Source organism: Burkholderia sp. D-99 (assembly GCF_011605345.1).
GTDB lineage: Bacteria > Pseudomonadota > Gammaproteobacteria > Burkholderiales > Burkholderiaceae > Burkholderia.
This window is the reverse complement of record NZ_JAAOXM010000001.1, coordinates 1,072,747-1,098,908: the sequence shown is the minus strand read 5'-3', so window position 1 is coordinate 1,098,908 and position 26,162 is coordinate 1,072,747. Positions and strand designations below refer to the sequence as shown.

The window sequence follows — 26,162 nt, the reverse complement described above, 5'->3', positions numbered from 1 at the left end:
ATCCAATCTACGTGCTTGGCAAGCCGACTTTCGGAGAATGCACGACACCTGATTGCCGGGTTGTGTTCAGATGCATCACCTAGGTGATGCATCTGAACACTATTCGCCCGCCTTCCGCTTCGCCATATACGCGAGATACGCAACGATCTGCTCAAGCTCCCGGTCGCTCAACTGATCGGGCGGAAACGCCGGCATGCTGCGGCCCGGCCAGTCGCGCACCGATGCCGGGTTGCGGATATAGCGGCGCAGCGCGGCCGGCTGGAAGTAGTCGACCGGATTCATCGGCGTGTTCAGGTCGGGGCCGGCATGACTGCTGCCCGCGCCGTCGAGCCGGTGGCATGCGAGGCATTGCGTGACGAACAAATGCTGGCCCGCACGGGCCGGAGCGTCGGCAGGCAACGCGGCATCGACAGCAAGCGACGGCCAACGCGCGACGGGCGACGATTCCATCGTGACGCGCACGATCTGATACGGCCACTGCTCGCCGCGAACCGACGCGGCGTCCGGCCCGAGCCAAACCAGATAGAACGGCCCCGCGCTGACCTGCTTGCCCGGCAGTTTCGGCCACGGATGGGCCGGATCCTCGATCGCGAGCCACGGAACGGCGCGGACCGGCGCACGGCGGCGCACGAGATCCAGCGGCAGTTGCGCGGCGAAACCGTCGGCCGCACGCGTTTCGAGCACACCGTCGGCCGGCAGCGGCGTGTCGCCGAGCAGCGCGGCGAACGGCACCGCGCGGAACGTCATCGGCCGGCCGTACGCGATGTCGCGCGGCACGCGGATGTCCGTCGCATCGGGGCGCGCGAGCAGCGTCTGCCGGGTGAGGGCGCGAGCCGTGCCGTCGGTCTCGAGTTCGAGCGTGGACTGGGCCGACGCGCGTTGTCCGAGCAGGCAAACCGTCAGCAGCACGAGCGAAAACCACTGGCGCTTCAGCATTCGTTCTCCGGGAAGGGGCGTTCCGGCGGCGGCAGGAGGCGGGACGCCGCGGCCGATAGAAGGAATCGGGCGACAGTCTATCCGGTACGCGCGTCGCTGGCGACTGCGGCGCGGGTCGGGTGACCGGGCACGCGCGACGGTGTATCGTGCTTCGTCACGCACCGGGAGCGGCCAGCCGCATCCGATGCCGGGCCGTGGGCACGACGATACCGTCGGTACCACTAGGCCCGGCGGCATTCAACGAGACCGGACAACACGCATGGACTCTCCAGCAGACCGGGCACTCGCCCATATCCGACAATCGTGGCCGCCGGTGCGGCAGGGCCCGGCATTTCCGGTCACGCTCAACTTTCATCCGGACATGCCGTCCGACGGCGTCGGCACGCTCGAGCGGATCGTCCGCGACGGCATCTACCGGTCCCAGTTCGAGACGGCGACGAGCAACGGCGGCCTCACGGCGTATCCCGGTGGCGATCGCTGGCTGTGGGAAAGCCGGATGTTCGGGCAGGCGTACGACGCCGCCGACCCCGCGCTGCGGCCGAAATACGGTGCGCTGAACCATCTGCTCGATCCTGTCGGCGGGTCGCGCCGCTTCGGATCTTGCCATTTGCGCCTGCGCAGCGACGCGCATCGGCGCACGACCTTCTGCTACCCCGACAGCCATTACCGGCCGGAGCATTTCGCGATTCACGACTGCACGGCGCTGATCGCGCTCGCGGCTGAAAATCGCGACGACCTCGATGCGCTGCTCGACAACTACATCGAGGCGCAGGTGCATGGCGTGGTCAACCTGGACGACGACGTCGACGCGATCGTGCTCGATCCGAGCTATCGCGATACGTCGGTCGAGGCAGCGGCCGCGCGCTCGGGCTGTCGAATCGAGTGGCATGACGGCTTCCGGCTGTCGCTGGATCGGCTGGCCGACTGCGCGCAATTCCGTGGGCAGGCGGCTGCCGACGCGATCGCACGCATCGCCGTCGACCGCATCGTGACGCCGGCCGTGCTCGGCCGCGCGCGCGACGGCACACTCGACTATCAGACGGCCAAATGGGTGTGGCATTGCGTGGCGCGGTTTGGACAGGAGAGTGGGAGCGTGGACTGAATGCGCCCATCCGGCACGGGCTGTACGACACCAGCGGGGTGCGGCGTCAATGACTCGAACAAGGCACGTCGCTTTTCGGCATCGGCGTGTCCCGCGCCGGTTCGAAATCGGCTTCGCGCGTGCCCGACGGCGTCAGCGACACGAAATGCATCGCGCTGCCGCGTGCCGGGAAACCGGCGATGCCCGTCGTGCCCCACGGAATCGTCGAATGCTGTACGCCGCTGACCGCGATGTCCGCCGGCCCGAGCGCCAGCGTCAGCAGCCGTCCGTCGCGGGTCGGCACGTACGCATGGGTGCCCGACACCCCGATGCCGGATTCGCGCACCGACGCCGGCAGGCAGGCGAGCGTCGCCGTGCGGCGGCCGTCCGGCGCGATCAGCATCGCGACGCCGCGATCTTCCGCCGCCGTCGTGACGACGATGAAGCGGTCTATCTCCGGCACATACGCCGACGCGTACACGTAATACTGGATCGCGTCGCTCAGCGTCCCGAGCTTGTCCAGCTTCGCAGTGACCGGGTCGAACATCGCGTATTCGAGCGTCGCGTCTGTGCTGCCTTCGATGAATTTCTGCCACACGAGCAGCGCGGCATGCGGCGAGCCCGCGACCACGGGCCACCACTCGCGGCGGTGCGGTGCGACCGCGACATGGTTCAGCACGCGCCCGGCCGCGTCGTAGGTCTTCACGTAGACGCCGTTGCCGGTGCCGAGGTTGTCGACGCCGCCGCCGTCGATCCAGTCGGCGGAATAGAACACGACGAAGCGGTCGGCCGCCGTGGCGACATGCCCCGAGTGGCCGCCTGATTCGACGTCGTTCGGGTAGGGCTTGATCGGCTTCAGGTCGCGGCGGTAGACGCCGTAGCGCTGGCTGACCTCCTGCGGCGCGTTCCAGCCGTCCTCGAACGTGACGAAGATGTCGCCGCGCGCGTTCTGCGCGATCGACACGGGTTCCTGCGCCTCGGGGCGGCTGATGAACGTATGGACGTGCAGCAGGTGCGGCGCGCCGGGCAGCCATTCGCCGACGTACACGTCATGCGGCCAGTTGCCGTTGCGCATCGCGCCATGCGGCACGATGCCCGAGCTGCTGAAGAACACCCAGCGTTTGCCGTTGCCGGCGTCGGCCACGCCGATGCCGTGCATGAAGCTGCGCGGATCGGCGGCCGGGTGGGGTGACGGGGCGGCCTGCACGGTGACGGTATGCACGGCCGGCGTGGCGGCGAAGGCCGGCGGCACCGTGACGATGCCGCATGCGCCGCACAGCGCGGCCGCGATGCATTGCGCGACCGTCTGCGCCGGGCGCGCTCGCCGCATCATTCGACGGTCACCGATTTCGCGAGGTTGCGCGGCTTGTCGACGTCGGCGCCGCGCGCGCAGCCGACGTGATACGCGAGCAGTTGCAGCGGGATCACGTTGACGATCGGCGACAGCAGGTCGCCCGATTCGCGCACGCGGATCAGGTGCGTGTCGCGATCGGCGTCGATCCCGAGCTGATCGCCCGCCAGCACGTAGAGCCGCCCGCCGCGCGCGCGTACCTCGGCCATGTTGGATTTCAGCTTCTGGAACAGGCGGTCGTCCGGCGCGATCGTGACGACCGGCATCGCGCTCGTGACGAGCGCGAGCGGGCCGTGCTTCAGTTCGCCGGCCGCATAACCTTCCGCGTGGATGTACGACACCTCCTTGAGCTTCAGTGCGCCTTCCAGCGCGATCGGAAAATGAATGCCGCGCCCGAGGAACAGCGCGTTCTCGGTGTGCGCGAACTTCGCGGCCCAGCCCATGATCTGCGTTTCGAGCGCGAGCGCGTGGCCGATGCGCTCGGGCAGCGCACGCAACTGCTTCAGGCGCTGCGCGACCTGCGCAGCGTCGAGCCGGCCACGCAGCTGCGCGAGTGTCAGCGTCAGTACGAACAGCGCGACGAGCTGCGTCGTGAACGCCTTGGTCGATGCGACGCCGAGCTCGATGCCGGCGCGCGTCAGGAATCGCAGCGGTGCGTTGCGTGCGATCGTGCTGGTCGCCACGTTGCAGATCGCCATCGACAGTTCCTGCCCCATGTCGCGCGCTCGCTCGATCGCGCCGATCGTGTCGGCGGTTTCGCCCGATTGCGAAATGCCGACGACGAGCGTACGCGGATCGGCCACCGTATCGCGGTAGCGGAATTCGCTGGCGATCTCGACCTGGGCGGGCACGCCCGCGATCGACTCGAGCCAGTATTTCGCGGTCAGGCCCGCGTAGTAGCTGGTGCCGCAGCCGAGCAGCAGCACGCTCCTGACTCTCGACAGCCGCGCCCGCGCACCGTCGGTCGCGTCGAACAGCGCCGGCGAGACCGTGTCGATGCCGTCGAGCGTGTTGTCGATCGCCTTCGGCTGCTCGAAGATCTCCTTCTGCATGAAGTGCTGGTACGGGCCGAGCGCGGCGTCATCGTCGCGCGCCTTCACCTGGCACAGCGGGCGCTGCGCCTCGTGCCCGCCCGAGTCGACGACGGCGATGCGCTCCGGCGTGATCAGCGCGACGTCGCCGTCTTCCAGGTAGACGAAGCGATCGGTCAGGTCGCCGAGCGCCGCGCAGTCCGATGCCAGGTAGTTCTGTTCGGCGCCGATGCCGATCACGAGCGGCGAGCCCGCGCGCGCGGCGACGAGGCGCTGCGGCTCGCGTGCGCTCAGCACTGCGATCGCGTACGCACCGTGCAGCCGCTTGACGGCGCGTACGACCGCGTCGAACAGGTCGTCACGATAGAGGCTGTGGATCAGGTGCGCGATCACCTCGGTGTCGGTCTGGCCGCGAAACGTGTAGCCGCGCTCCCGCAGCTCCAGGCGCAGCGTGTCGTGGTTCTCGATGATGCCGTTGTGCACGACCGCGATCGTGTCGCCGGACATGATCGGATGCGCGTTCATTTCCGACGGTGCGCCGTGTGTCGCCCAACGCGTATGCGCGATGCAGGTCTGCGCTTCGAGGCCCAGCGCCAGCACGCGGGCCTGCAGGTCGGTCACGCGCCGCAGCGTGCGTTCGCTGCGCAGGCGGCCGTCATCCTGCACGGCGATGCCGCACGAATCGTAGCCGCGATACTCGAGCCGGCTCAGCGCATTGACCAGTTGCGGCACCTGATTGTTCAGGCCGCTTGCTCCGACGATTCCGCACATGATTCACCTCGTCCGCAAAAACTGCAAAAGGTTGCCGGCCTGCCGGCAAAGCGCGGCAGCGCGGCTTCAGGAGCGGCCCCGCGCGGCACCGATGCGGTTCCGTGCGCGGCGGCGTGGTTCCGCTGACCTACTCGCGGGGCGGCGGCCCCGCGTGGGAGACCCATTCGATGCCTGAAATCGAGCCGTTCGCATCGTGCGACGCGACGAGAATGCGCGTCGTGCGCCGTGCGCCGCGCCGGCGGGCGCTGGCCAGCACGGTTGGCGGCACCGCGCGCACCTTCGCGCTGGCCGAACGCCGCAGCATCTTCGACACGCGCAGCCGGAAGGCCAGCGGATGCACGACGCGCCCGGCGATCAGCCACGTGACGATGGTGCCCGCGATGATCGCGATGCTGGTCGCGTAGAACACCATCTGTTCGATCGGCATCTCGGCCGGGTTGAACGGCAGCAGGTAGCGATACGTATAGATGCAGATCGATGCCCATACGGCGCCCACCAGCGCGGGCCGAACGAGGCGGAACCAGATCACCAGCGCGAGCCCGGCGACGCGGCCGCGTTCGGCGATCATTTCGCGCGGCGTGCGCAGGGAGAGGTCAATAATCGGCGCGTTCTTCATGTTGAATGCCTCGGTCGGGGCTGACCCATACGGCCCGCTTGCCGCGGCCCCGCAGCACGACGGCCGGCAGGGCGACGACGGTGGTGATCATGCTGATCAGCCAGAAAGCAACGGGGTACCAGATGGTGTCCAGGAAATACATCAGGAGTTTTTCGTCATACTGACGATCGATCATGCTGCCGACGATCAGTTGCAGGATGCAGGTCGCAACCAGCAGCATCCCGTGCCAGTGCGGCACGACCGATACGTGCCAGCTCAGTGGCAGCGGATAGACGACGTCCACCAGCGCGAGCAGCAGAATGAACGACATCGAATAGGCCCACGCGATGCCGATCAGGTATTCGACGAACAGCGGCCACATCATCATCTGCGTCGGCCGCGCGAGCGTGCCCGCGTATTTCATCAGCACCTGGATGCCGCCTTTCGACCAGCGCAGCCGCTGGCGGTAGAGGCCCTTCAGCGTCTCGGGCATCAGGATCCAGCTCAGCGCGTGCGGCTCGTACACGACGCGCCAGTCGCGGCATTGCAGCTTCCAGCTGATGTCGATGTCCTCGGTCAGCATGTCCGCGCTCCAGTAGCCGACGTCGGCGAGCGCGGTCTTGCGGAACATCGTGACGACACCCGACACCGTGAAGATGCGGCCGTACACCTGCTGCGTGCGCTTGATCAGCCCGACGATCGACGAGAATTCGCCCACCTGCATGCGGCCGAGCAGCGACGTGCGCGTGCGGATACGCGGGTTGCCGGTCACGGCGCCGACGCCCGGGTCGGTCAGGAAGTGCTCGAGCATCCAGCCGATCGCGTCGTGCGCGAGCAGCGAATCGCCGTCGATGCACAGCAGGTATTCCGCGTTCGACACCGCTGCCGCCGTCGTGAGCCCGACCGCCTTGCCTTCGTTGCGCGCGTGATGGATCACGAGCAGCCGCGGGATCTCGACGGCCAGCGCGTTGAGGATCTCGCCGGTGCGATCCTGGCTGCCGTCGTTGACCGCGATGATGTCGTAGTTCGGATACTGCATCCCGTTCAGGTGGCCGATCACGCTGCGCGCGTTCGCGGCTTCGTTGAAGCAGGGCACGACGATCGAGATCTTCGGGATGCCGCTCGACGCGATCGTCCGGGTGGACAGCTCGCGGCCTTCCTCGAGCAGGAAGTAGTGCACGACGCCGCCGATCATCCACAGGTACGACATGAAGAACGGGTAGTAGAAGACGAAATCCTGCAGGCGCTGGATGATGCTGTGGGTTGTCATGGCGTCTTCGTCCCCTGCGCATGCTGCTGCATCAGTGCGTTGATCGACGTCGGATCGAGGCGCGACTTCAGCGACATCACGTCGCGCATCGTGTCGAGATCCGGCTGGTTGTTCAGGAAGTTGTCCGGGTAGTAGCCGAAATTCACTGCCCCCTTGCTGCGCAGCCGCCGCATCTGCGCGAGCAGCGCGGTGCCGCCGATGTCCTTGTGCGCGTGCCAGTCGTACGACTGCAGTTCGAACACCGTGCGCGCGAAGCCGCGCTGTTTCGCGCGCACGGCGTCGACGAGCTGGTCCATCCAGCGCTCGGGATCCGGCGCCTGTTCCATGTACGGCATCGCCATCAGCGCGACGTAGTCGTAGGTGGCGAGGAAGTCGTCGTAGTTCTGCGCGAACCACGCTTCGGATTCCGGCTTCAGCACCGGCAGCGCGAAGATGTTGCGCGCGGTCAGCACGTCACCCGCGTTCTGGTTCGCGAGCACGATCTGTTCGAGCTGGCGCGTCAGGTCGATCAGGTAACGGGTCTTCTGCCGCGTCCAGCGCTGCATCAGGTCGGGTGTCGCGCGGATCTTGCCGATGTCGGCCGGTAGTCCCCATTGGGCATACATGCTCAGCGCGTGCCGGCCGGCGTCTTCGTAATCGTCGAGTACGGCGTCGTCGCTGAACAGGATGCCGCTGAACGACGCGTACTTGCCGAGATCCTCGTAGATCTGCTCGATGAACAGCCGCGCTTCGGGGTCGAACGGGCTCAGGCGGTACACGCGCGAGCCGTTCTCGCGCGCCGGCGCACCGCTGTATGCGCTGACGGCTTCGAGGCCGCGATGCTTGTCCGCCTGCGGACGGAACGCGAGCACCGGCATCCATGCGTACACCTGCACGTTCGAGCGTGTGTTGAGCTGCCAGGCGGCGCGCGAGAACAGGTCGCCGCGCATCGGCAGGTGCCGGTTCGGGAAATACAGCGACTCCGCGACACCGGTGCCCTTCGGATCGGCGAACGCCTGCAGGTACACCGATTTCGGCTGCATCCGGTAGATGCGCTCGATGAGCTTGCCGAGATTGGCTTCCTGCCGCGCCGGATCGGGATCGTAGACCTGGTCGAGATCGACCTGCACGACGCGCTCGGGAATGTCGACGTCGCCGCGGTTGGTGGCCGGCTCGCGCATCGACCGCTCGAACCCGCCGATGTCGACGTCGTACATCATCAGGATCCGCCGCAACCGGTCGAGCGGCACGTCCGGCGTATTCGGGCCGGCATCGAGGCTGAACTGGATGTCCATGCCGAGCGACGTCGAGATCTTGCGCACCGGCTGGTTTTCCGCGCCGTACGGCCAGACCATCGAGCGTGCGACGATGCCGGTGCGTTCGCGAATCTGCCGTACGCATGTCTGCAGGTCGTCATGAACGCGGGCTTCGAATTCCGCATCGGTTTCATAGCGTTTCTCGTTTTCGAGGTACAGGTGCGACGTGGTGGCCGGCAGTTCGTTGCCCTGCGGATTCGCGACCGCGCCGTGATGAAGGTTGTGCGTGTGGCACCCGAGCTCGACGAATTCCGACTGCCCGACCTTCTTCACCTGGTCCCACGTCATGAAGTAGTCGCGCGGCATCTGGATCTTGTCGCTGATCTTGATCGGCGCATCCTGCGGCGCGTCGATCCAGGCGGTGACGATGCCCATCACGGCCGGATACTTGAAGCGCTCGAGCAGCGGCAGGACTTTCGTGTAGTGGCTGCTGTAGCCGTCGTCGAATGTGAGCAGTACCGCGCGCGGCGGCAGCGGCTTGCCCCCGTGTCGCGACGCTTCGATCTGCTTGACCGTCACGGTGTGATAGTTGTTGGTCTGCAGCCACGAGAAGATGGCCGTCAGCGTGCCGGTATCGACCGCGTACGGATCGACCATCGTCGACGACGAGAACGTCGCGAGCAGGTTGTCGCGCACGTCGTGCATGCAGATCACGCGGAACGTCTTGCCGTCGATCGGATCGGACGGCGGCAGCAGGTCGATCATCTTGGCGTTTGCCACGCCGGGGAACAACGAGCAGGCTGCAAACGTACCGAGGCATCCGCACATGAAGGTCCGTCTGGATTGCATTGTCCGATCTCCTTGCTAGAACGGCAGGTTGACCGACAGGAAGCCGGTTTCGGAACGTTCGCGCTGGCCATCGTACGCATGACTGCTGACTTCGACGCCGTAGGTCAGCGTGATGTCGTGCTTGAACGTCCACGCGTGCTCGAGGCGCGCGGTCCACAGCGGGCTCGTGCCGAAGCCGCGCTCGTTGTATACGCCGCCGGACGCCGACAGGCGCTGCTGCAGCGACATGTCGCCCTTCTTCCACAACGTCAGCTGGTGCATGACGGTCGCCGCGGCCGCATAGTCGCGGCCCGGGTTGAAGTAGGGGGCGTCCTGCCGCGTGTTGCTGTCGGTGCCGAGGTCCAGCGACACGTTGACGAGCTGGTTCGCGGACGTGTACACGCGCTGCGTGCCCGTCGCGGAAATCTCCTGGTGCAGGTTCGAATCGCTGTAGCGGCTCACGCCGTAGCTCAGCTTGACTTCGCGGCGGTCGCTCTGGCGGTACACGACCTCCACGTTCGCGGAACGGCCCCAGATGTGCGCGACATAAGCCTTCCACGGCAACGTGTTGTCGTTGGAGTCGAGTGCGCCGGACACCGTCCAGTAGTCGTTGAGGTTGTACGTGACGGAGCCGCGGCCGCCGGTGCGCCCGTCGGTGCCGAGCGAGCGCGTCACCTCGCCCTGGACCGTCAGCGGCCCGTGCCGGTAGTCGCCGCCGATGCCCGTGCGCGTTCGGCTGATGTTGCCGCTGTCGGTTTGCGCATAGCCGAAGAACGTGTGGGAAAACACACGCCAGTTGTCGCCGAACGGTTGCGAATACACATAGCTGTCCGATGTAAAACTGTTGTCGGCCAGTGCGCTGTTGCCGTGCTCGTAGCTCAGGTCGGTCGTGAACACGGGGCTGCGGTATGCGTCATAGTCGCGCTTGAACGCGCGCACGGCGCCGCTGTCGGGGAACGTGTTGTCGACGGTCTGGTCGACGTTCTTCGCGGTCGCGTAGTCGTCGGCCGTCAGCGCTGCGCGGCCGAGCCCCGCGAGCATATCGACGCTGTCCGGGTGATCGGTCAGCGAGGCGCGATACATCGCGATAGCCTGGCGCGGGTGCGACTGGCCCGATACGGCCTCGGCATGCGCGGCGCGGACTTCCGCGTTGAACGGCACTTCCTTCTCGAGCTTTTCCAGTGCGGCGATCCCTTCGTCGACCCGGCCCGTGTAGATCAGGTATTGCGCGCGCAGCCGGTAGTAGCGCAGGTAGTCGTCGTTTTCCGGCCCCCACGCGCGCACGTCCTTTGCCGGCGGCAGCGATTTGCCGATGTCCTCGAGCACCTGGCTCGCATCGGCCGCGCGCCCCTGGTCGACGTATGACCAGAACAGCCCCTCGCGCAATTCGATCGGCCGTGTGCGTGCGCCGTACTGGAAGCCGCGCGTCGCGACGTCGGTCTGCGGCGCGCTCGCCTGCTTCAGCGCGCGCTGGTACACCGCGTTGGCCTTGCCCGGCTCGCTCAGATACAGGTACGCGTCGCCGACGGCCGCCAGTGCGTCGATCGAGATCTCCGCGTCGGGCGGAATCGTCTCGAACGTCGCGACAGCCTGCTTCATCTCGCCGCGTGCTGCCAGTGCAATCGTCCGGTCGCCGGCGAGCGCCGTCCGGACCGGCGAATACTCGGGCGTGGGCGGCATCCGCTTGTCGAGGTCGTTCGCGGCGGCGAGCGCGCTGTCGATCCCGTCGAAGCGGTCGGCGCTCGTCATCGCGCGCGACTTGTCGCGTCCGCCGCGCACCTGCTGGCGAATCGACAGTTCCTCGAGCCGCGCGAGATCGACCGCGGAAAAGACGTCGGGGCGCGCTTTCGCTTCTTCCAGCGCCTTGATCGCGCCCCCGCTCGATGCGAGACCGAACACGTCATTGCGGACCGTGGCCGGATCGGCGGTACGGAGGTCGGGCATCTGCGCGTTCGGCGCTTCCGCTTCGGGTACCTGGGCGGCTGGCGGCTGGGCGCCGGGTGCCTGCGCATTCGGGAGCGGCATGCCCGGTGTCGACGGGGTCGATGTTGCTGCCCCAGGTGTTTGCGGGCCAGGCGGCGGAGCAGCGGGCGTTTGCGAGTCGGGCATCTGCGCACTCGACGCCTGCGCGATCAGCGTTTGCGCATTCGGCGGGTGCGCATCCGGCGCGCGCGCACCCGGCACGAGCGTACCCGGCACGAGCGTACCCTGCGCCGACACGTCGGGCGGCTTCGGATCCGGTGTGCCGGTGGATCCGGCGATTTCGCCGATGCGGCCCGAGTCAGTCTCGCCTTCGGCGGAGAAGCAGGGGCCGGACGCGACGAGCAGCAGGACCAGTGGCGCATGCAGGAGGATCCGCCGGTTGGACGGAGCGACGGTCGTGCAGGGTTGTTGATGATTGTTGGCCACGAGGTGTCCTCCTTTCGAAACGATCACATCGGTTGCGGGCACGGCGACGCACGTCGTCGCGCGCCGCGTGGCCGGGCCGCGAGTGCCCGGCGATGCGGCCCCGGCTCACAGCCGGTTGCGGATCGCCTGGCCGAGCAAGGCACGCGATTCGCTGTTGTTCGGGTCGATCGCGAGCGCCCGGCTCGCGTTGTGCTCCACACAGTTCCATTCGTCGATCACTGCGCACGAGCGCGCCTTCGCCAGCGCACGCGCGCTTTCCAGTTCCGCGTGCGTGACGCTTGCCGTCTGCATGCGCGCGGTGTCGCTGCCATACGGCCGGGGCTTTGGCGCGAAGTCCAGGCGCTTGCTCATGCCTGCCAGCGTGTCGGCATGCTGCGGGCGATGCATGGAACCGTGCCACGTGGCGGCGCGGCCGTACGTCGTTGCCGCATGCGTGCTGGCCGCAAGTGTCACGGGCGGCGCATGCGACGACCGCCGGTGCTTCTCGATGGCGCGGCGGGCGGGCCGCGGCGTGGCTTCCGGTTCAACCGCGAGCGTGACGGGCGGCACGGTGGATACTTCGGGTGCAGCCGAAGCCGACGCCACCTGCAGCGGCGGCGCGGGCGGGGCGGCCTGCGCGCGTGTCGACGTCGGCCCCGGCGCGACGGATGTTCCGGACGAGCCGGCTGCGCGCGAGGCCATGGTCGCGATCGTCTTGTGATACTTCCCCACCGCGGTTCCGATCGCGCCGGAGAGGTCGTGCGTCACGCTCACATGGCCGACCGTCGTGTCCCGCTCGGAATACGCGAAGACGCCGAAGATCGTGGCAAACGCGACGAAGCTGAGCGCTGCATTCTTTCCCGGGCCCCAGGAGGGTTTCGGCTGAGGGGCGGGCGAGCGGTTCTGTCGTTCTGCAGGAGTCATTCCATGCTCCTCGATTCGATTCGATTCGATTCGATGCGCTGCGGTGATTGACGTGATCGGGGCGGGGTCGGGCGGGACTTACCATCGCAGCTGCGTGGTGAGTGCACCCGTCTCCACGATCGCGAACTGGGTGGCCCCCTGGTACGTCCCTTCGACCCGGTAACTTGCGTCGGGCACGCTGAACAGGCAGCGCGACCCGGACGCGTTGAATTCGACGAGCACGCGGCCATGGCGCCGCAAGCGCACCTGCACATTCGCGAGCGGCTGCCCGGTGCGGGCCGAAGCAAACGACACGCCCAGGTTGTACGGCCGGCCGTCGGGGGGCAGCGGCGCCGTACCGTCGATCCGTGCGTCGCCGCAGATATACGAGATCACGTAGCGTCCGTCGCCCGGGCCCGACGCGGGCGTCTGGGCCATTGCGTTCATGCAGAGCACGGAGAGGACGGTGCTCAGGAAAGGGCGGGCATGCTGTCGAAACGAGGAAGACATTGCAACCTCCCGTCCGGAATCAATGACGAGCATTTATTCCGAGTCAAATTTGCCAGCGTTCTTTTTGCGACACGCTATTGATACACGATGGATTTTGAACCAACAACCGCGTGTGGCCCGAATGGGACGGCGGTGAAAAATCCTATTTAAATAGGATAACGACGGATTCGTATGACGCGCTCAACGCTGAAGAAAGTCGATATTGCCGAATATGAACATTGCTATTCGGTAGCGATGATTCCGCACGCATTGAATCACGTCGGACGTATCGACATTCGTGCCGAAAAATAACGACTGATAAAAGGAATTTTTGCGGCTGTGTTCGAGGCGTATCGATGTCGATGCGGATGCAGATCGAACGATATGAAATGAGGGTGCGACGTTTTTGTTGTTTTGGATCGTTACAGGTAAATCGAAACTTTTGATTTGTTCTGTAACAGGGTATTTCTGGCCTGATAGTCGGACGGAATATGCCGGCACGCCGTGCCGGGTGTAAAAAGATCATTCCCGGAATGCAAACGTTTGCGATTTCATCCGATAACGATTACGGGCTTGGCGCGGTAATTTTTCAGGCTGCGGCGGGATCGCCGCTTGCTATCGGAGAGAGGGTCGCGTTCGCTGAGAAGCGACGCGAATGCATGCGCGCACCGGATTGCCGCAAACCCTACTCGCGTTCGCGTCGTCGACGGACACGACGCGAACGCGAACGCGACGATCAGCGGCTGCCGCCCGCGCTGCGCCGCGCGATGCATATCGCCGGCGCGGACGCCGGTTCGGCCGCGCCGACGGCACCGTCGGCCGCTGTGCGGGGCCGGTTCATGATGTACGTCCACAGTTGCTCGGCCGCGAGCCCGCGCTTGCGGGCCGACCGGTACAGGCGGATCTCGAGCTCGGTGATCCAGTCGCCGGAGCCTGCGCACACGAGCGTGCCTTCCGCGAGTTCCTTCGCGACGCAGCTTTCCGGCAGCCAGCCGATCCCGTGCCCGGCCACGACCATGCCCTTCAATGCCTCGGACATGTGCGTCTCGAAGCACCGGTGCAGCACATACGGCTCGGTTGCATTCAGCAGCAGCATCTCGACGATGTTGCCGAGGAACGCGCCCGACGAATACGCGAGCAGCGGCAGCGGGGCATCGGGTGTGCCCGGCAGCTGGAATACGGGCTTGCCGCGCGCGTCCGGCGTCGACACGGGCAGGATCCGTTCGACGCCGAGGCTGACGAACGGGAAGTGGTTCGGGTCGAGCACGATCGGCAACTGCGGATGGTGATAGCCGAGCAGCAGGTCGCACTCACCTTCGACGAGCTGCTGCACGCCTTCCGGCACGTTCACCGCGTTCACGCGCGCGGTCACGTGGCCGACCTCGCCGTTGAGCTGCTTGAGCCATTCGGGAAACAGCGTGAACACGAGCGTATGGGCGACCGCGAAGCGCACGACCTGATCGCTGGCCGCGAACTGGTCGTAGCCGTTCACGAGATTGCGCGCCGCATACATGCTGCGCAGGATATCCGCGGCGAGCCCGCGGAACATCTGGCCGGCCGGCGTCAGCGTGATCGGGTTGATGCTCCGGTCGACCAGTTTCGCGTCCATCCAGGTTTCGAGTGCGGCAATTCGTCTGCTGAATGCCGACTGCGTGAGGTGCCGGTGACGTGCGGCCCGGGAAAAACTCTTGGTATCCGCAAGGCTCAGGAAATCTTCCAGCCACTTTGCTTCCATTTCGATCTTCGCTTTTTATAGTCGGGGGCCAGAAGGGCGGCGCCGCGTCGCTGCACGAACGTTCTAGCGTACCGCGCCTCGCGCGCGTCGGCCCGATGTTTTTTTTCGATGGGTGTCAGTCGAAATATGCATGGGCGTTGTCGGCGGGATTACGGCTGCATAGGTTTGAGGTGCCGGACCCGGCTAACCGGTCAGTTCATCGCGTCGAACTGCCGGCGCGGCCGCAGACGGTACTTCCCCCAGGGCCGGTTGCGCCGTGCGCGTGCCGGCCCGCCTTTTCCTTCTTCCGCTCCGGTGGTCCGGCGCTCCAGGCGGGCCGCTTTTTTGTGCAGTGCAGATTGCGTATTCATGACACGCGGGAGAACTATGTTCGTTAGACGCGGCGCAACATCGGCCGTGCGCGATCTCGGCGCATCGATGGGGCGAATGGCGTCGCGCGCTGCACCGCGATGGTGCGGCTTGCCGCGCGGGCTTGCCCGGCGCGGCGCAAAAATGGGGGGCACACAAGGCACGTTCCTTGCAACGCAGTCGTTACGCCGGTCCGGCATGCGCAATGCCGGGGAAAACGATCGATGGAGAAAAGATCGATGAAGCCATTCGATGAAATGCTGAAATCCGGCGACATGGTAAGGGCGCCTTACGCGCGCCTGAAGCAATGGCTCGACACGCAGAATCCTGCGAGCCTCGCCCAGAAAGCCCACGACGCGGAAGGCGTGTTCCGCAAGACGGGCATCACGTTCGCCGTCTACGGCGACGCGGAGGCCGCCGAGCGGCTGATTCCGTTCGACATCGTCCCGCGCATCATCTCGGGTTCGGAATGGAGCCGGCTCTCGCTCGGCATCGAGCAGCGCGTGATGGCGCTCAACGCCTTTCTCGACGACATCTACCATCGCCAGGAAATCGTGCGCGCGGGCATCGTGCCGAAGCACCTGATCGCGCACAACGAGGCGTTCATCCCGGAGATGATCGACTTCCGGCCGCCCGGAAACGTTTACACGCACATCATCGGCGTCGACATCGTGCGCACCGGCGAGAACGAGTTCTACGTGCTGGAGGACAACGCGCGCACGCCGTCCGGCGTGTCGTACATGCTGGAAAACCGCGAGACGATGATGCAGCTCTTCCCGGAGCTGTTCCAGCAGGTGAAGGTGCGCCCGGTCGAGACCTATCCGCAGATGCTGCGCCAGTCGCTCGCGGCCGTGTGCCCGCCGGGCGGCAACGCCGACAACCCGACCGTCGCCGTGCTCACGCCCGGCATCCACAATTCCGCGTACTACGAACATTCGTTCCTCGCCGACCAGATGGGCGTGCACCTCGTCGAGGGCAGCGACCTGCAGGTGATCGACGGCCGTGTCGCGATGCGCACGACCGAAGGCTTCCAGCCGATCGACGTGCTGTACCGCCGCGTCGACGACGCGTTCCTCGATCCGCTCACGTTCCGCCCCGATTCGGTGCTCGGCGTCGCGGGGATCATGGACGTCTACCGCGCGGGCAACATCACGATCGCGAACGCGCCCGGCACGGGCATCGCCGACGACAAGGCGATCTACTCGTACATGCCGGAGATCGTCGAGTTCTACACGGGCCGCAAGGCGCTGCTGGAGAACGTGCCGACCTGGCGCTGCGGCGAGGCCGACAGCCTGAAGTACGTGCTCGACCATCTCGACGAACTGGTCGTGAAGGAAGTGCACGGCTCGGGCGGCTACGGGATGCTGGTCGGGCCGTGCGCGTCGAAGGCCGAGCTCGAGGCGTTTGCCGCGAAGCTGCGCGCGCGCCCCGCGAACTACATCGCGCAGCCGACGCTCGCGCTGTCCACGACGCCGATCCTGACCGAAGCCGGCCTTGCGCCGCGCCACGTCGACCTGCGGCCGTTCGTGCTGGTGTCGGACCGGATCCGCATCACGCCGGGCGGGCTCACGCGCGTCGCGCTGAAGGAGGGATCGCTCGTCGTCAACTCGAGCCAGGGCGGCGGCACCAAGGACACCTGGGTGCTGGCCGACTGAGCCGGACGCGACCGCGCGCGCCGCAACCGGCGCGCCAACCGAACGAAGACGGAGTGGACACGAGATGCTTCTGGGACGTACTGCAAGCGGTCTCTACTGGATGTACCGCTATATCGAGCGCGCGGAGAACATCGCGCGCATCGTCGATGCCGGGCTGCGGATGGCGCTCACGCGCACGTCCGACGCGCCGGCCGAATGGTCGTCGGTGCTCGTCAGCTCGGGCACGGACGACGGCTACCGGCAGAAATACGACGCGTATGCGGCCGATACCGTGACCGACTACCTGCTGCGCGACCGCGACAACCCGTCGAGCGTGCTGGCGTGCATCGAGGCCGCGCGCTCGAACGCGCGGATGGTGCGCACGGCGCTCACGCGCGAGGCGTGGGAGAGCGTGAACGGCGCGTGGCTTTCGCTGCGCCGCGCGCTTGCGCAGCCGGTGCCGGAGAGCGAGCTGCCGGCCGTGCTCGACCAGGTGAAGCGCGAAACCGCGCTGATCCTCGGCAGCTTCTACAGCACGATGCTGCGCAACGAGATCTTCGATTTCGCGCAGATCGGCGCGTTCGTCGAGCGCGCGGACAACACCGCGCGGATCATCGATGTGAAATACCACCTGCTGCTGCCGTCGGTGTCGCACGTCGGCACGATCCTCGACAACTACCAGTGGGAGACGATCCTGCGCTGCGTCGCCGCGCACCGTTCGTACCGCTGGGTGTACGACGTGCAGTACAAGCCGATGAACATCGCCGACTACCTGATCCTGAACGGCCGCATGCCGCGTTCGCTGCGTTATTGCTACGGGCGCGTGGTGTCGAGCCTGAACCTGCTCGCGAAGGATTACGGCGTGACACATCCGTGTCACGACACGGCCGCGAAGATCCTGCAGATGCTGTCCGACACCTCGGTCGAGCGGATCTTCAAGAGCGGCCTGCACGAGTTCCTGACCGACTTCATCGGCCGCAACAACAGCCTCGGGCTCGAAATCGCCCAGGCCTACAACTTCGACTGAGACTTGCCATGCGACTCGCCATCCGACACATCTCGCGTTATCAGTTCGACGATCAAGCCACTCACGCACTGCAACGGCTGCGGCTGCGTCCGCAGTCGGGCCCCGGGCAGATGGTGCGCGCGTGGCAGGTCACGATCGACGGCGTCGAGCCGACGTTGTCCTATGCCGACGGGCTCGGCAACCGGATCGACCTCGTGCGGCACGACCGCGGCGCGAAGGCCGAGATCGTCGTCGTCGCGGCCGGCGTCGTCGAGACGCAGGACCGCGCGGGCATTCTCGGCAATCCTGAAGGTTATGCGCCGCCGTGGATCTTCGAGCGCGAGACCGCGCTCACGAAGGCGGGCGACACGATTCGAGCGCTGACAGAAGCGCTGCCGATCGAGCCGCACAGCCTCGACGCGCTTCACTGGCTGATGACGGAAGTGCACGACCGCATCGCGTATGCGCCGAACCTGGCCGCCGATGCGCCCGTCGATGCGGAAACCGCGTTGCAAAGCGGCGAGGGCACGAGCCGCGACCATGCGCATGCGTTCATCGCGGCCGCGCGCGTGCTGAAGATCCCCGCGCGCTATATCTCGGGCTACGTGCTCGCCGACAGCGCGATGCAGCGCATCGCCGACGCGAAGCAGAGCGTGGGCGACGTCGAAGAGGAGGAAGCGCTCGCGCTGCAGAGCGGCGAGGGCATGCAGCAGGTGCTCGGCGCGTCGCATGCCGCGCAGTCGCAGGGGCTGCCGCAACCGGCGCTCGGCGCGCAGCCGCAAGCAGCCGGGCTGATGCAGCAGCCGGCCGGCCATGCGTGGGCCGAGGCTTATGTCGAAGGGCTCGGCTGGGTCGGGTTCGATCCGTTCATGAATCGCTGCCCGGACGAGCGCTACGTGCGCATCGCGGTCGGCCTCGACTATCGCGACGCGCAGCCGGTGACGGGGCTCGGCGCGACGGCCGTGGGCGTCGAGATCAGCGTCGTGCAGACGCCCGAGCTCGTCTGACCCGACGCGCGCTTTCGCCGAATCCGCCAGGCCGGGCCGCCGTGTCGCATCCAGCGCGACGCGGCGCGCGGCCGGCCCAACCCGAACCGAGCTCCCATGTCCATCCACGTCGCGCTGCATCACACCACCCGCTATCGCTACGACCAGCTCGTCAACCTCGGCCCGCAGGTCGTGCGGCTGCGGCCCGCGCCGCACTGCCGGACGCCGATCCTCGCGTATTCGATGACGGTCGAGCCCGCGCAGCACTTCATCAACTGGCAGCAGGACCCGTATTCGAACTATCTCGCGCGGCTCGTGTTTCCGGAGCGCACCGAGCACTTCGAGATCACGATCGATCTCGTTGCCGAGATGTCGGTGTACAACCCGTTCGACTTCTTCCTGGAGGCGAGCGCGGAGCAATACCCGTTCAGCTATGACGACGCGCTGAAGACCGAGCTCGCGCCGTATCTCGCGTGCGATCCGCAGACGAGCGCGTCGCAACTGTTCCGCACGTATCTCGACGGTGTCGACCTCACGCCGGCCGGCACCGTGAACTTCCTCGTCGCGCTGAACCAGCAATTGCAGCGCGATATCGGCTACCTCGTGCGGATGGAGCCGGGCGTGCAGACGCCCGAGCAGACGCTCGAGCTGGCGTCCGGCTCGTGCCGCGACAGCGCATGGCTGCTCGTGCAGCTGTGCCGCCACCTCGGCATCGCCGCGCGTTTCGTGTCGGGCTACCTGATCCAGCTCACGCCCGATGTGAAGTCGCTCGACGGCCCGAGCGGCACGTCGGTCGACTTCACCGACCTGCACGCGTGGTGCGAGGTGTACCTGCCGGGTGCCGGCTGGATCGGCTTCGATCCGACTTCGGGCCTGCTCGCCGGCGAGGGCCACATTCCGCTGGCCTGCACGCCGCAGCCGACGAGCGCCGCGCCGGTCGAGGGGCTGATCGACGAGTGCGAGGTGTCGTTCGAGCACGAGATGGCCGTGACACGCGTGTACGAATCGCCGCGCGTGACGAAGCCGTATACGGAATCGCAATGGGACGCCGTGCTGGCGCTCGGCATGCAGGTCGACGGCGCACTCGCGGCCGGCGACGTGCGGCTCACGCAAGGCGGCGAGCCGACCTTCGTGTCGATCGACGATCGCGACGGCGCCGAGTGGAACACCGACGCGCTCGGCCCGACCAAGCGCGGCTACGCGACCGAACTCGTGCAGCGGCTGCGCGCCGAATACGGCGACGGCGGCTTCCTGCATTTCGGGCAGGGCAAGTGGTATCCGGGCGAGCAGCTGCCGCGCTGGGCGCTGTCGATCTTCTGGCGCGCGGACGGCCAGCCCGTGTGGCACGATCCGTCGCTGTTCGCCGACGAGCGCGAGCCGTCCGCGTATACGACCGACGACGCGAAGCGCTTCATCGACGCGCTGGCCGCGCGGCTGAACCTGACCGGCGACTTCATCCTGCCCGGCTATGAGGACGTCTGGTACTACCTGTGGCGCGAACGCCGGCTGCCCGTCAACGTCGATCCGTTCGATTCGCGCCTCGACGACGAGCTCGAACGCGCGCGGCTGCGCAAGATCTTCGAGCAGCAGCTCGACAGCGTGGTCGGCTACGTGTTGCCGGTCAAGCGCACGGACGACGAGCCGGGCCGCGATCGGCCGGGCCTCGACGGGCCGCGCTGGCAGACGGGCCCGTGGTTCTTCCGCGACGAGCGGATGTACCTCGTGCCCGGCGATTCGCCGATGGGTTATCGGCTGCCGCTCGATTCGCTGCCGTGGGCCAGCCGCGCCGACCATCCGTATCTCGTCGAGCGCGACCCGTTCGCGCCGCGCGCCGCGCTGCCGGAAGCCGCCGCGATCCGCGCGCGCTACGCGGGCCCGGCCGATGCGCCGCGCTACTTGTCCGGCGTGCATCGTGAAGCAGCCGCGCAGACCGTGATGCAGTTGCGCAACGACGGCACGGCGAGCGGGCGGCATGCGTCGCCTGCGCAAGATCCGCAGCGCCCGCCCGAGCGCTTCGAATCGGCCGCGTGGATCACGCGCACCGCGCTGTGCGTCGAAGTGCGCAACGGCATCCTGTACCTGTTCATGCCGCCGCTTGCAGCACTCGAGGATTATCTCGAGCTGCTCGGCGCGATCGAGCTGACCGCGCACGCGCTGGGCATGACGCTCGTGCTCGAAGGTTATCCGCCGCCGCGCGACGCGCGGCTGAAGCTGCTGCAGGTGACGCCCGATCCCGGCGTGATCGAGGTGAACATCCATCCGGCGAGGAGCTTCGACGAGCTCGTCGATCAGACCGAATTCCTGTACGACGCCGCGTGGCAATCGCGGATGTGCAGCGAGAAGTTCATGGTCGACGGCCGTCACGTCGGCACGGGCGGCGGCAACCACTTCGTGCTCGGCGGCGCGACGCCGGCCGACAGCCCGTTCCTGCGCCGTCCGGACCTGCTCGCGAGCCTGATCGCGTACTGGCACAACCACCCGTCGCTGTCCTACCTGTTTTCCGGGCTGTTCATCGGGCCGACGAGCCAGGCGCCGCGCGTCGACGAGGCGCGCAACGACCAGCTCTACGAGCTCGACATCGCGTTCGTCGAGATCCAGCGCAACAAGCTGCTGTTCGGGCAGGACATGCCGCCGTGGCTCGTCGACCGCGTGCTGCGCAACCTGCTGATCGACGTGACGGGCAACACGCACCGCAGCGAATTCTGTATCGACAAGCTGTATTCGCCCGACTCGTCGACCGGCCGGCTCGGCCTGCTCGAACTGCGCGCGTTCGAGATGCCGCCGCATGCGCGGATGAGCATCGTCCAGCAATTGCTGCTGCGCGCGCTGGTTGCGCGTTTCTGGGCCGCGCCGTACACGACGCCGCTCACGCGCTGGGGCACCGCGCTGCACGACCGCTTCATGCTTCCCGCGTTTCTTCAGATGGATTTCGACGACGTGCTGGCCGAACTGCGCGACGCCGGCTTCGCGTTCGACTCGGCGTGGTTCGCGCCGCACTTCGAATTCCGCTTCCCGCTGTTCGGCCAGATCGCCGTGAACGGCATGCAGCTGTCGCTGCGCGGCGCGCTGGAACCGTGGCACGTGATGGGCGAGGAGGGCTCGCCCGGCGGCACGGTGCGTTACGTCGATTCGTCGGTCGAACGGCTCGAAGTGCGCGTGACGGGGCTGAACGACAACCGGCACGTCGTGACCGTCAACGGCCGCGCATTGCCGCTGCAGCCGACCGGCACCGTCGGCGAGTACGTCGCGGGTGTGCGCTACAAGGCGTGGTCGCCGCCGTCCGCGCTGCATCCGACCATCGGCGTGCACGCGCCGCTCACGTTCGACATCGTCGATACGTGGCTGCAGCGCTCGCTCGGCGGCTGCCGCTATCACGTCACGCATCCGGGTGGCCGAAACTACGCGACGTTCCCGGTCAATGCCTACGAAGCCGAGAGCCGCCGGCTCGCACGCTTCGTCGAGATGGGGCATACGCCGGGGCGGATGGATGTCGCGGCTGCCGCGCCGAGCCGCGAATTCCCGTTCACGCTCGACTTGCGGCGGCCGTGACCGGACGATGACGAGACGGCCGACGATGCGCGGTGCGCGATCTTCTCGCGAACGGGTCGATGGCGGCCCCGCCGGAATGCTAGGATGCGGGCAGATTGCGGCTGCGCGCCGCGGCCCGCCGCCGGTGTGGCGGCGCGCGTGCGCGGCCGCACCCTGAAGACGAAACGATACCGTGTCGCCCATTCAAACCGACCATCTCGCCGCCCCCGACGCGATGCCCACGCTTTTCGATACCGGCGCGCAGCCGGATGCCGCGGAACTGGCCGCCGCGCTCGCGGCGCCGGCGGCCGCCGGCCGCTACGACGAACTGCGCGGCAGCGCGGCCGGCCTGAACGCGCCTGCGCTCGCGCCCGCGTGGCGCAGTTTCTTCACATCGATCGGCAGCGACGGCGTGGCCGACCTCGATCGCCGCGCCGACGCGCTGCACCGGCGCATGCGCGAGAACGGCCTGTTCTACCAGTTGCACGAGCAGCGCGCCGGCGCCGGCGCGGCCGGCCCGTGGTCGCTCGACCTGTTGCCGCTGATCGTCACGCCCGAGGACTGGGTCACGATCGAGCGCGGCGTGCTGCAGCGCGTGCGGCTGCTTAACGCGACGCTGGCCGACCTGTACGGGCCGCAGACGATCCTCGAGCGCGGGCTGCTGCCGCCCGCGCTCGTCACCGGGCACCCCGGCTACCTGCGCGCGATGCGCGGCGCGCGCGTGCCGGGCGATACCTGGCTGCACGTCGTCGCGTTCGATCTCGCGCGCGGCCCGGACGGGCAGTGGCGGATCGTCGCGCAGCACACGCAGGGCGCGGCCGGGCTCGGCTACCTGCTCGAGAACCGGCTGATCGTGTCGCGGCTCTTTCCGCGCGGGTTTCGCGGGCTGCGCGTGCAGCGGCTCGCGTCCGCGTACCGCGCGCTGCTGCAGAGCATGCAGGCGCTCAGCCCGGCCCGCAAGAATTCGCGGATCGTGCTGCTGACGCCGGGGCCGCACAGCGCGACGTATTTCGAGCATGCGTATCTCGCGCGCTACCTCGGCCTCACGCTCGTCGAAGGCGGTGACCTGACCGCGCGCGACAATCGCGTCTTCCTGAAGACGCTAGGCGGGCTCGAACCAGTGCACGGCATCCTGCGGCGCGTCGACGACGCGTGGCTCGATCCGCTCGAACTGCGGCCCGATTCGATGCTCGGCGTGCCGGGCCTGCTGCAGGCCGTGCGCGCGGGCAACGTGCTGCTCGCGAACGCGCCGGGCTCGGGCTTCCTCGAATCGCCCGCGATGCTCGGCTTCATGCCGCGTCTCGCGGAAGGGCTGCTCGGCGAAACGCTGACGCTGCCGGCCGTGCATTCGTGGTGGTGCGGCGAGGCGGCCGCGTGCGACGACGCGTTGCCGCAGCTCGCGCGCGGCATCGTCAAGGCGTCCTATCCACCCGACGTGCAGGCCGGCGGCCCGTTCGAGCCGGTGATCGGCGCGCGGCTCACGCAGGCGCAGCTGGCCGAGTGGCGCGCGCGGATTCTCGCGCGACCCGAGCACTACACGGTGCAGGCCGACCTGCCGCTGTCGCAGGCGCCGACCTGGCCGCGCCCCGACGCGCCCGACGGCAACGGCGGCGCGCGTATCGTGCCGAAGCCGGTGCTGCTGCGCGTCTTCGCGCTCGCCGACGGTGCGCAGCGCTGGCGGCTCCTGCCGGGTGGCCTGTCACGGGTCGGCACGCGCGACACGCTGTTCAACGCGCCGATGCCGCGCGGCGGCAGCACCGTCGATACGTGGGTGATGACCGAAGGCATCGTCGATTCGACGACGCTGCTGCAGACGCATCTCGGCCCCGACGACCTCGTCGAGCGGCCGCGCGCGATCGCGAGCCGTGCTGCCGAGAACCTGTTCTGGCTCGGCCGTTACACCGAGCGCGCGACCAACCTGATGCGGCTCGCGCGCGCGGCGCTCGAACGGCTGCGCGGCGAGGACGACGTCGACAGCCCCGCGCATCTGGAGCTGCTCGACACGCTGTGCCGCGACACGGGCCTGATCGAGGCCGATACGCCGAACGCCGTCGATGCGCCGCGCGCGTTCCAGCATGCGCTCGCGACGTCGCTGACGCGCGGTGCGGATCGCACGTCGGGCATTGCGTCGTGCCTGTTCGGGATGCGTGGCGCGGCTGCCGCGATCCGCGAACGGCTGTCGAGCGATCAGTGGCGGCTGATCGACGACGCAACGCAACTGTTCGCGGACAGCGCCGGCCTTCCGGAAGCCGAGGAACAGATCGGCAACGAGGCGCTGCAGTTGCTGGAGCGTCTCGGCCTGCTGCTCGGCGCGATCACGGGCGCGCAGACCGACAACATGACGCGCGACGACGGCTGGCGGCTGCTGTCGATCGGCCGGCAGATCGACCGGCTGGACTTCCTGTGCAGCGTGCTGAAGTGCGCGTTCGACGAAGGCGCCGTACACCGGCAGGACGGCTTTGAACTCGTGCTGGAACTGTTCGACAGCACGATCACGTTCCGTTCGCGTTTCCAGCGCGGCTTCGATGTCGCGCCGCTGCTGTCGCTCGTCGTGCTCGATACCGACAATCCGCGTTCGCTCGGCTGGGTCGTGCAGGCGCTGCGCGGCCGGCTCACGAAGGTCGAGCGCAGCGAAGGTTATGCGCTGTCCGAACTGGCCGAGACGATTCCCGACGTCCCCGCGTGGTCGCTGCACGAGCTGTGCGAAACCGCCGACGGTGGCCGCCACGACAAGCTCCTCGATGCGCTCGACACGACGGTGAAGGCGGTCTGGGAACTGTCGAACCGGATCGGCGAGCGCTATTTCAGCCACGTGCGCGAGGCAGGCAGGACGTTATGGTGACGACGAAAGGCGTGGCGAAAGTGCCATCGGGTTCCGGCGATGCGCGGAAAGTACCGGCACCGGCATCGGCACGGGTACCGGCATCGACGTCGGCCGCGCCGGCCGGCGTTGCGCCGGGCCGGTTGCTGCGCGTCACGCACGACACCGAATACCGTTACGCGGCGCGCGTCGAATCGGCGCAGCACCAGGCACGCCTGCAACCGCTCGCTACGCCGCGCCAGCAAGTGCTGTCGTTCGCGCTCGACATCGATCCCTCACCGGAATCGGTCGGTACCGAGATCGATGCATTCGGCAATGTGCGTGCATCGTTTGCGTTGAACCAGCCGCACGACGCGCTGCTCGTGCGCAGCCGCAGCACGGTACGCGTGACGCCGCCCGTGTGGTCGCGCGGTGCGCGCGGCGAGCCGCCGCCCGCCATCGCGAATCCCGACGCGAAACAGGCGACTGCGTGGGAAGCCGTGCGCGACCGCTTGCGGTTTCGCGCAGGGCAGCCTTACGACGCGGCGAGCGAATTCGTGTTCACGTCGCCGCATGTCGCGTGCGATCCCGAACTCGCCGTGTATGCGGCCGCGAGCTTCACACCGCAACGGCCGCTCGTGCAGGCTGCCTGGGACCTGATGCGGCGTGTGCATGCCGATTTTGCGTATACGCCGAACAGCACCGACATCACGACGTCGGCGCTTGATGCGCTGCGCTTGCGCAAGGGCGTGTGCCAGGATTTCGCGCACGTGATGATCGGCGCGCTGCGCTCGCTCGGGCTGGCCGCGCGTTACGTGAGCGGCTACCTGCTCACGCAGCCGCCGCCGGGGCAGCCGCGGCTGATCGGCGCCGACGCGTCGCATGCCTGGGTCGAGGTGTACGACCCGGCATGGCCCGAGGACAACGGCTGGCTGCAGCTCGATCCGACCAACGATCGCGCGCCGGGCGACGACTACGTGATGCTGTCGATCGGCCGTGACTACGCGGACGTAACGCCGCTGCGCGGGGTGATCCGCGGCGGCGGTGCGGACCAGGAGCTGAAGGTCGGCGTGACGGTGGAGCCGCTCGACGCGCCGTGACGCATGCCCGCGCGCATCGCCGTTTAAGTCTTCGTTAATACTCCACGCCTAGCATGGCCATGCCGGCGAACGGATCGGGCGCGATCCGGGGAACCGGCGGCACGCGCGGGTGCGCCGACGTCACGGCGCCGCACCGTCGCGCATCGC

17 protein-coding genes are annotated in these 26,162 nt (G+C 67.5%); 7 read left to right on the top strand and 10 right to left on the bottom strand.

The window, feature by feature from the left end; genetic code table 11:
• Positions 1 to 99 precede the first annotated feature (99 nt).
• Entirely contained in the window at positions 100 to 936 is an 837-nt protein-coding gene (locus HAV18_RS04770) for a cytochrome c (RefSeq protein ID WP_166953299.1), read from the bottom strand.
• A 259-nt stretch (positions 937 to 1,195) separates the two neighbouring features.
• Here HAV18_RS04770 and HAV18_RS04765 point away from each other — a divergent pair, with 259 nt between their 5' ends.
• Positions 1,196 to 2,038, top strand: coding sequence for a DUF3626 domain-containing protein (locus tag HAV18_RS04765; RefSeq protein ID WP_166953297.1), 843 nt, complete (start codon positions 1,196 to 1,198; stop codon positions 2,036 to 2,038).
• A gap of 46 nt (positions 2,039 to 2,084) precedes the next feature.
• On the opposite strand, the gene HAV18_RS04760 is transcribed toward HAV18_RS04765, so the two are convergent.
• The 9 genes from HAV18_RS04760 to HAV18_RS04720 all read right to left on the bottom strand — a co-directional run bounded on the left by HAV18_RS04760 (position 2,085) and on the right by HAV18_RS04720 (position 14,613).
• On the bottom strand, positions 2,085 to 3,350 hold the full coding sequence (locus tag HAV18_RS04760) for a hypothetical protein (RefSeq protein ID WP_166953296.1): 1,266 nt from the start codon (positions 3,348 to 3,350) through the stop codon (positions 2,085 to 2,087).
• The gene (gene glmS, locus HAV18_RS04755; RefSeq protein WP_166953294.1) at positions 3,347 to 5,170 is read right to left on the bottom strand and encodes a glutamine--fructose-6-phosphate transaminase (isomerizing); all 1,824 of its coding nucleotides are present in this window, start codon (positions 5,168 to 5,170) and stop codon (positions 3,347 to 3,349) included. Before glmS ends, HAV18_RS04760 begins: the two co-directional genes overlap by 4 nt.
• Before the next feature lie 127 nt (positions 5,171 to 5,297).
• On the bottom strand, positions 5,298 to 5,786 hold the full coding sequence (locus tag HAV18_RS04750; RefSeq protein WP_166953293.1) for a Biofilm PGA synthesis auxiliary protein PgaD: 489 nt from the start codon (positions 5,784 to 5,786) through the stop codon (positions 5,298 to 5,300).
• Positions 5,764 to 7,035, bottom strand: coding sequence for a poly-beta-1,6-N-acetyl-D-glucosamine synthase (pgaC, locus tag HAV18_RS04745; RefSeq protein ID WP_166953292.1), 1,272 nt, complete (start codon positions 7,033 to 7,035; stop codon positions 5,764 to 5,766). Before pgaC ends, HAV18_RS04750 begins: the two co-directional genes overlap by 23 nt.
• Entirely contained in the window at positions 7,032 to 9,119 is a 2,088-nt protein-coding gene (pgaB, locus tag HAV18_RS04740) for a poly-beta-1,6-N-acetyl-D-glucosamine N-deacetylase PgaB (protein WP_166953291.1), read from the bottom strand. The genes pgaC and pgaB overlap by 4 nt, the downstream gene beginning before the upstream one ends.
• Positions 9,120 to 9,134: 15 nt before the next feature.
• The gene (pgaA, locus tag HAV18_RS04735; protein WP_166953290.1) at positions 9,135 to 11,507 is read right to left on the bottom strand and encodes a poly-beta-1,6 N-acetyl-D-glucosamine export porin PgaA; all 2,373 of its coding nucleotides are present in this window, start codon (positions 11,505 to 11,507) and stop codon (positions 9,135 to 9,137) included.
• 105 nt (positions 11,508 to 11,612) lie between these two features.
• Positions 11,613 to 12,410 carry a hypothetical protein gene (locus HAV18_RS04730; RefSeq protein WP_166953289.1) on the bottom strand — a complete coding sequence of 266 codons (798 nt, stop codon included), beginning with the start codon at positions 12,408 to 12,410 and terminating at the stop codon, positions 11,613 to 11,615.
• A gap of 78 nt (positions 12,411 to 12,488) precedes the next feature.
• Complete coding sequence (locus HAV18_RS04725) at positions 12,489 to 12,899, bottom strand: hypothetical protein (protein WP_166953288.1); 411 nt, start codon at positions 12,897 to 12,899, stop codon at positions 12,489 to 12,491.
• 715 nt (positions 12,900 to 13,614) lie between these two features.
• Positions 13,615 to 14,613, bottom strand: a complete 999-nt coding sequence (locus HAV18_RS04720; RefSeq protein ID WP_166953287.1) for a LysR substrate-binding domain-containing protein — start codon at positions 14,611 to 14,613, stop codon at positions 13,615 to 13,617.
• A 587-nt stretch (positions 14,614 to 15,200) separates the two neighbouring features.
• Here HAV18_RS04720 and HAV18_RS04715 point away from each other — a divergent pair.
• From HAV18_RS04715 to HAV18_RS04690, 6 genes are all read left to right on the top strand, one after another.
• Positions 15,201 to 16,616 (top strand): circularly permuted type 2 ATP-grasp protein, encoded by a 1,416-nt coding sequence (locus HAV18_RS04715; RefSeq protein ID WP_166953286.1) that lies wholly within the window; start codon positions 15,201 to 15,203, stop codon positions 16,614 to 16,616.
• A gap of 64 nt (positions 16,617 to 16,680) precedes the next feature.
• Positions 16,681 to 17,622 carry an alpha-E domain-containing protein gene (locus HAV18_RS04710; RefSeq protein WP_166953285.1) on the top strand — a complete coding sequence of 314 codons (942 nt, stop codon included), beginning with the start codon at positions 16,681 to 16,683 and terminating at the stop codon, positions 17,620 to 17,622.
• Between the two features lie 8 nt (positions 17,623 to 17,630).
• Complete coding sequence (locus tag HAV18_RS04705) at positions 17,631 to 18,608, top strand: transglutaminase family protein (RefSeq protein ID WP_166953284.1); 978 nt, start codon at positions 17,631 to 17,633, stop codon at positions 18,606 to 18,608.
• Between the two features lie 96 nt (positions 18,609 to 18,704).
• Positions 18,705 to 22,136, top strand: coding sequence for a DUF2126 domain-containing protein (locus HAV18_RS04700; RefSeq protein WP_166953283.1), 3,432 nt, complete (start codon positions 18,705 to 18,707; stop codon positions 22,134 to 22,136).
• 214 nt (positions 22,137 to 22,350) lie between these two features.
• Positions 22,351 to 24,957 (top strand): circularly permuted type 2 ATP-grasp protein, encoded by a 2,607-nt coding sequence (locus HAV18_RS04695; RefSeq protein ID WP_166954137.1) that lies wholly within the window; start codon positions 22,351 to 22,353, stop codon positions 24,955 to 24,957.
• Positions 24,951 to 26,015, top strand: coding sequence for a transglutaminase family protein (locus HAV18_RS04690; RefSeq protein WP_166953282.1), 1,065 nt, complete (start codon positions 24,951 to 24,953; stop codon positions 26,013 to 26,015). The genes HAV18_RS04695 and HAV18_RS04690 overlap by 7 nt, the downstream gene beginning before the upstream one ends.
• The last annotated feature ends 147 nt before the right edge of the window (positions 26,016 to 26,162 follow it).

What these genes read in the sequence shown, in the direction of transcription:
- HAV18_RS04770 (WP_166953299.1), bottom strand. Translation starts at nt 936, where the DNA reads ATGCTGAAGCGCCAGTGGTTTTCGCTCGTGCTGCTGACGGTTTGCCTG.
- HAV18_RS04765 (WP_166953297.1), top strand. Translation starts at nt 1,196, where the DNA reads ATGGACTCTCCAGCAGACCGGGCACTCGCCCATATCCGACAATCGTGG.
- HAV18_RS04760 (WP_166953296.1), bottom strand. Translation starts at nt 3,350, where the DNA reads ATGATGCGGCGAGCGCGCCCGGCGCAGACGGTCGCGCAATGCATCGCG.
- glmS (WP_166953294.1), bottom strand. Translation starts at nt 5,170, where the DNA reads ATGTGCGGAATCGTCGGAGCAAGCGGCCTGAACAATCAGGTGCCGCAA.
- HAV18_RS04750 (WP_166953293.1), bottom strand. Translation starts at nt 5,786, where the DNA reads ATGAAGAACGCGCCGATTATTGACCTCTCCCTGCGCACGCCGCGCGAA.
- pgaC (WP_166953292.1), bottom strand. Translation starts at nt 7,035, where the DNA reads ATGACAACCCACAGCATCATCCAGCGCCTGCAGGATTTCGTCTTCTAC.
- pgaB (WP_166953291.1), bottom strand. Translation starts at nt 9,119, where the DNA reads ATGCAATCCAGACGGACCTTCATGTGCGGATGCCTCGGTACGTTTGCA.
- HAV18_RS04730 (WP_166953289.1), bottom strand. Translation starts at nt 12,410, where the DNA reads ATGACTCCTGCAGAACGACAGAACCGCTCGCCCGCCCCTCAGCCGAAA.
- HAV18_RS04725 (WP_166953288.1), bottom strand. Translation starts at nt 12,899, where the DNA reads ATGTCTTCCTCGTTTCGACAGCATGCCCGCCCTTTCCTGAGCACCGTC.
- HAV18_RS04720 (WP_166953287.1), bottom strand. Translation starts at nt 14,613, where the DNA reads ATGGAAGCAAAGTGGCTGGAAGATTTCCTGAGCCTTGCGGATACCAAG.
- HAV18_RS04715 (WP_166953286.1), top strand. Translation starts at nt 15,201, where the DNA reads ATGAAGCCATTCGATGAAATGCTGAAATCCGGCGACATGGTAAGGGCG.
- HAV18_RS04710 (WP_166953285.1), top strand. Translation starts at nt 16,681, where the DNA reads ATGCTTCTGGGACGTACTGCAAGCGGTCTCTACTGGATGTACCGCTAT.
- HAV18_RS04705 (WP_166953284.1), top strand. Translation starts at nt 17,631, where the DNA reads ATGCGACTCGCCATCCGACACATCTCGCGTTATCAGTTCGACGATCAA.
- HAV18_RS04700 (WP_166953283.1), top strand. Translation starts at nt 18,705, where the DNA reads ATGTCCATCCACGTCGCGCTGCATCACACCACCCGCTATCGCTACGAC.
- HAV18_RS04695 (WP_166954137.1), top strand. Translation starts at nt 22,351, where the DNA reads ATGCCCACGCTTTTCGATACCGGCGCGCAGCCGGATGCCGCGGAACTG.
- HAV18_RS04690 (WP_166953282.1), top strand. Translation starts at nt 24,951, where the DNA reads ATGGTGACGACGAAAGGCGTGGCGAAAGTGCCATCGGGTTCCGGCGAT.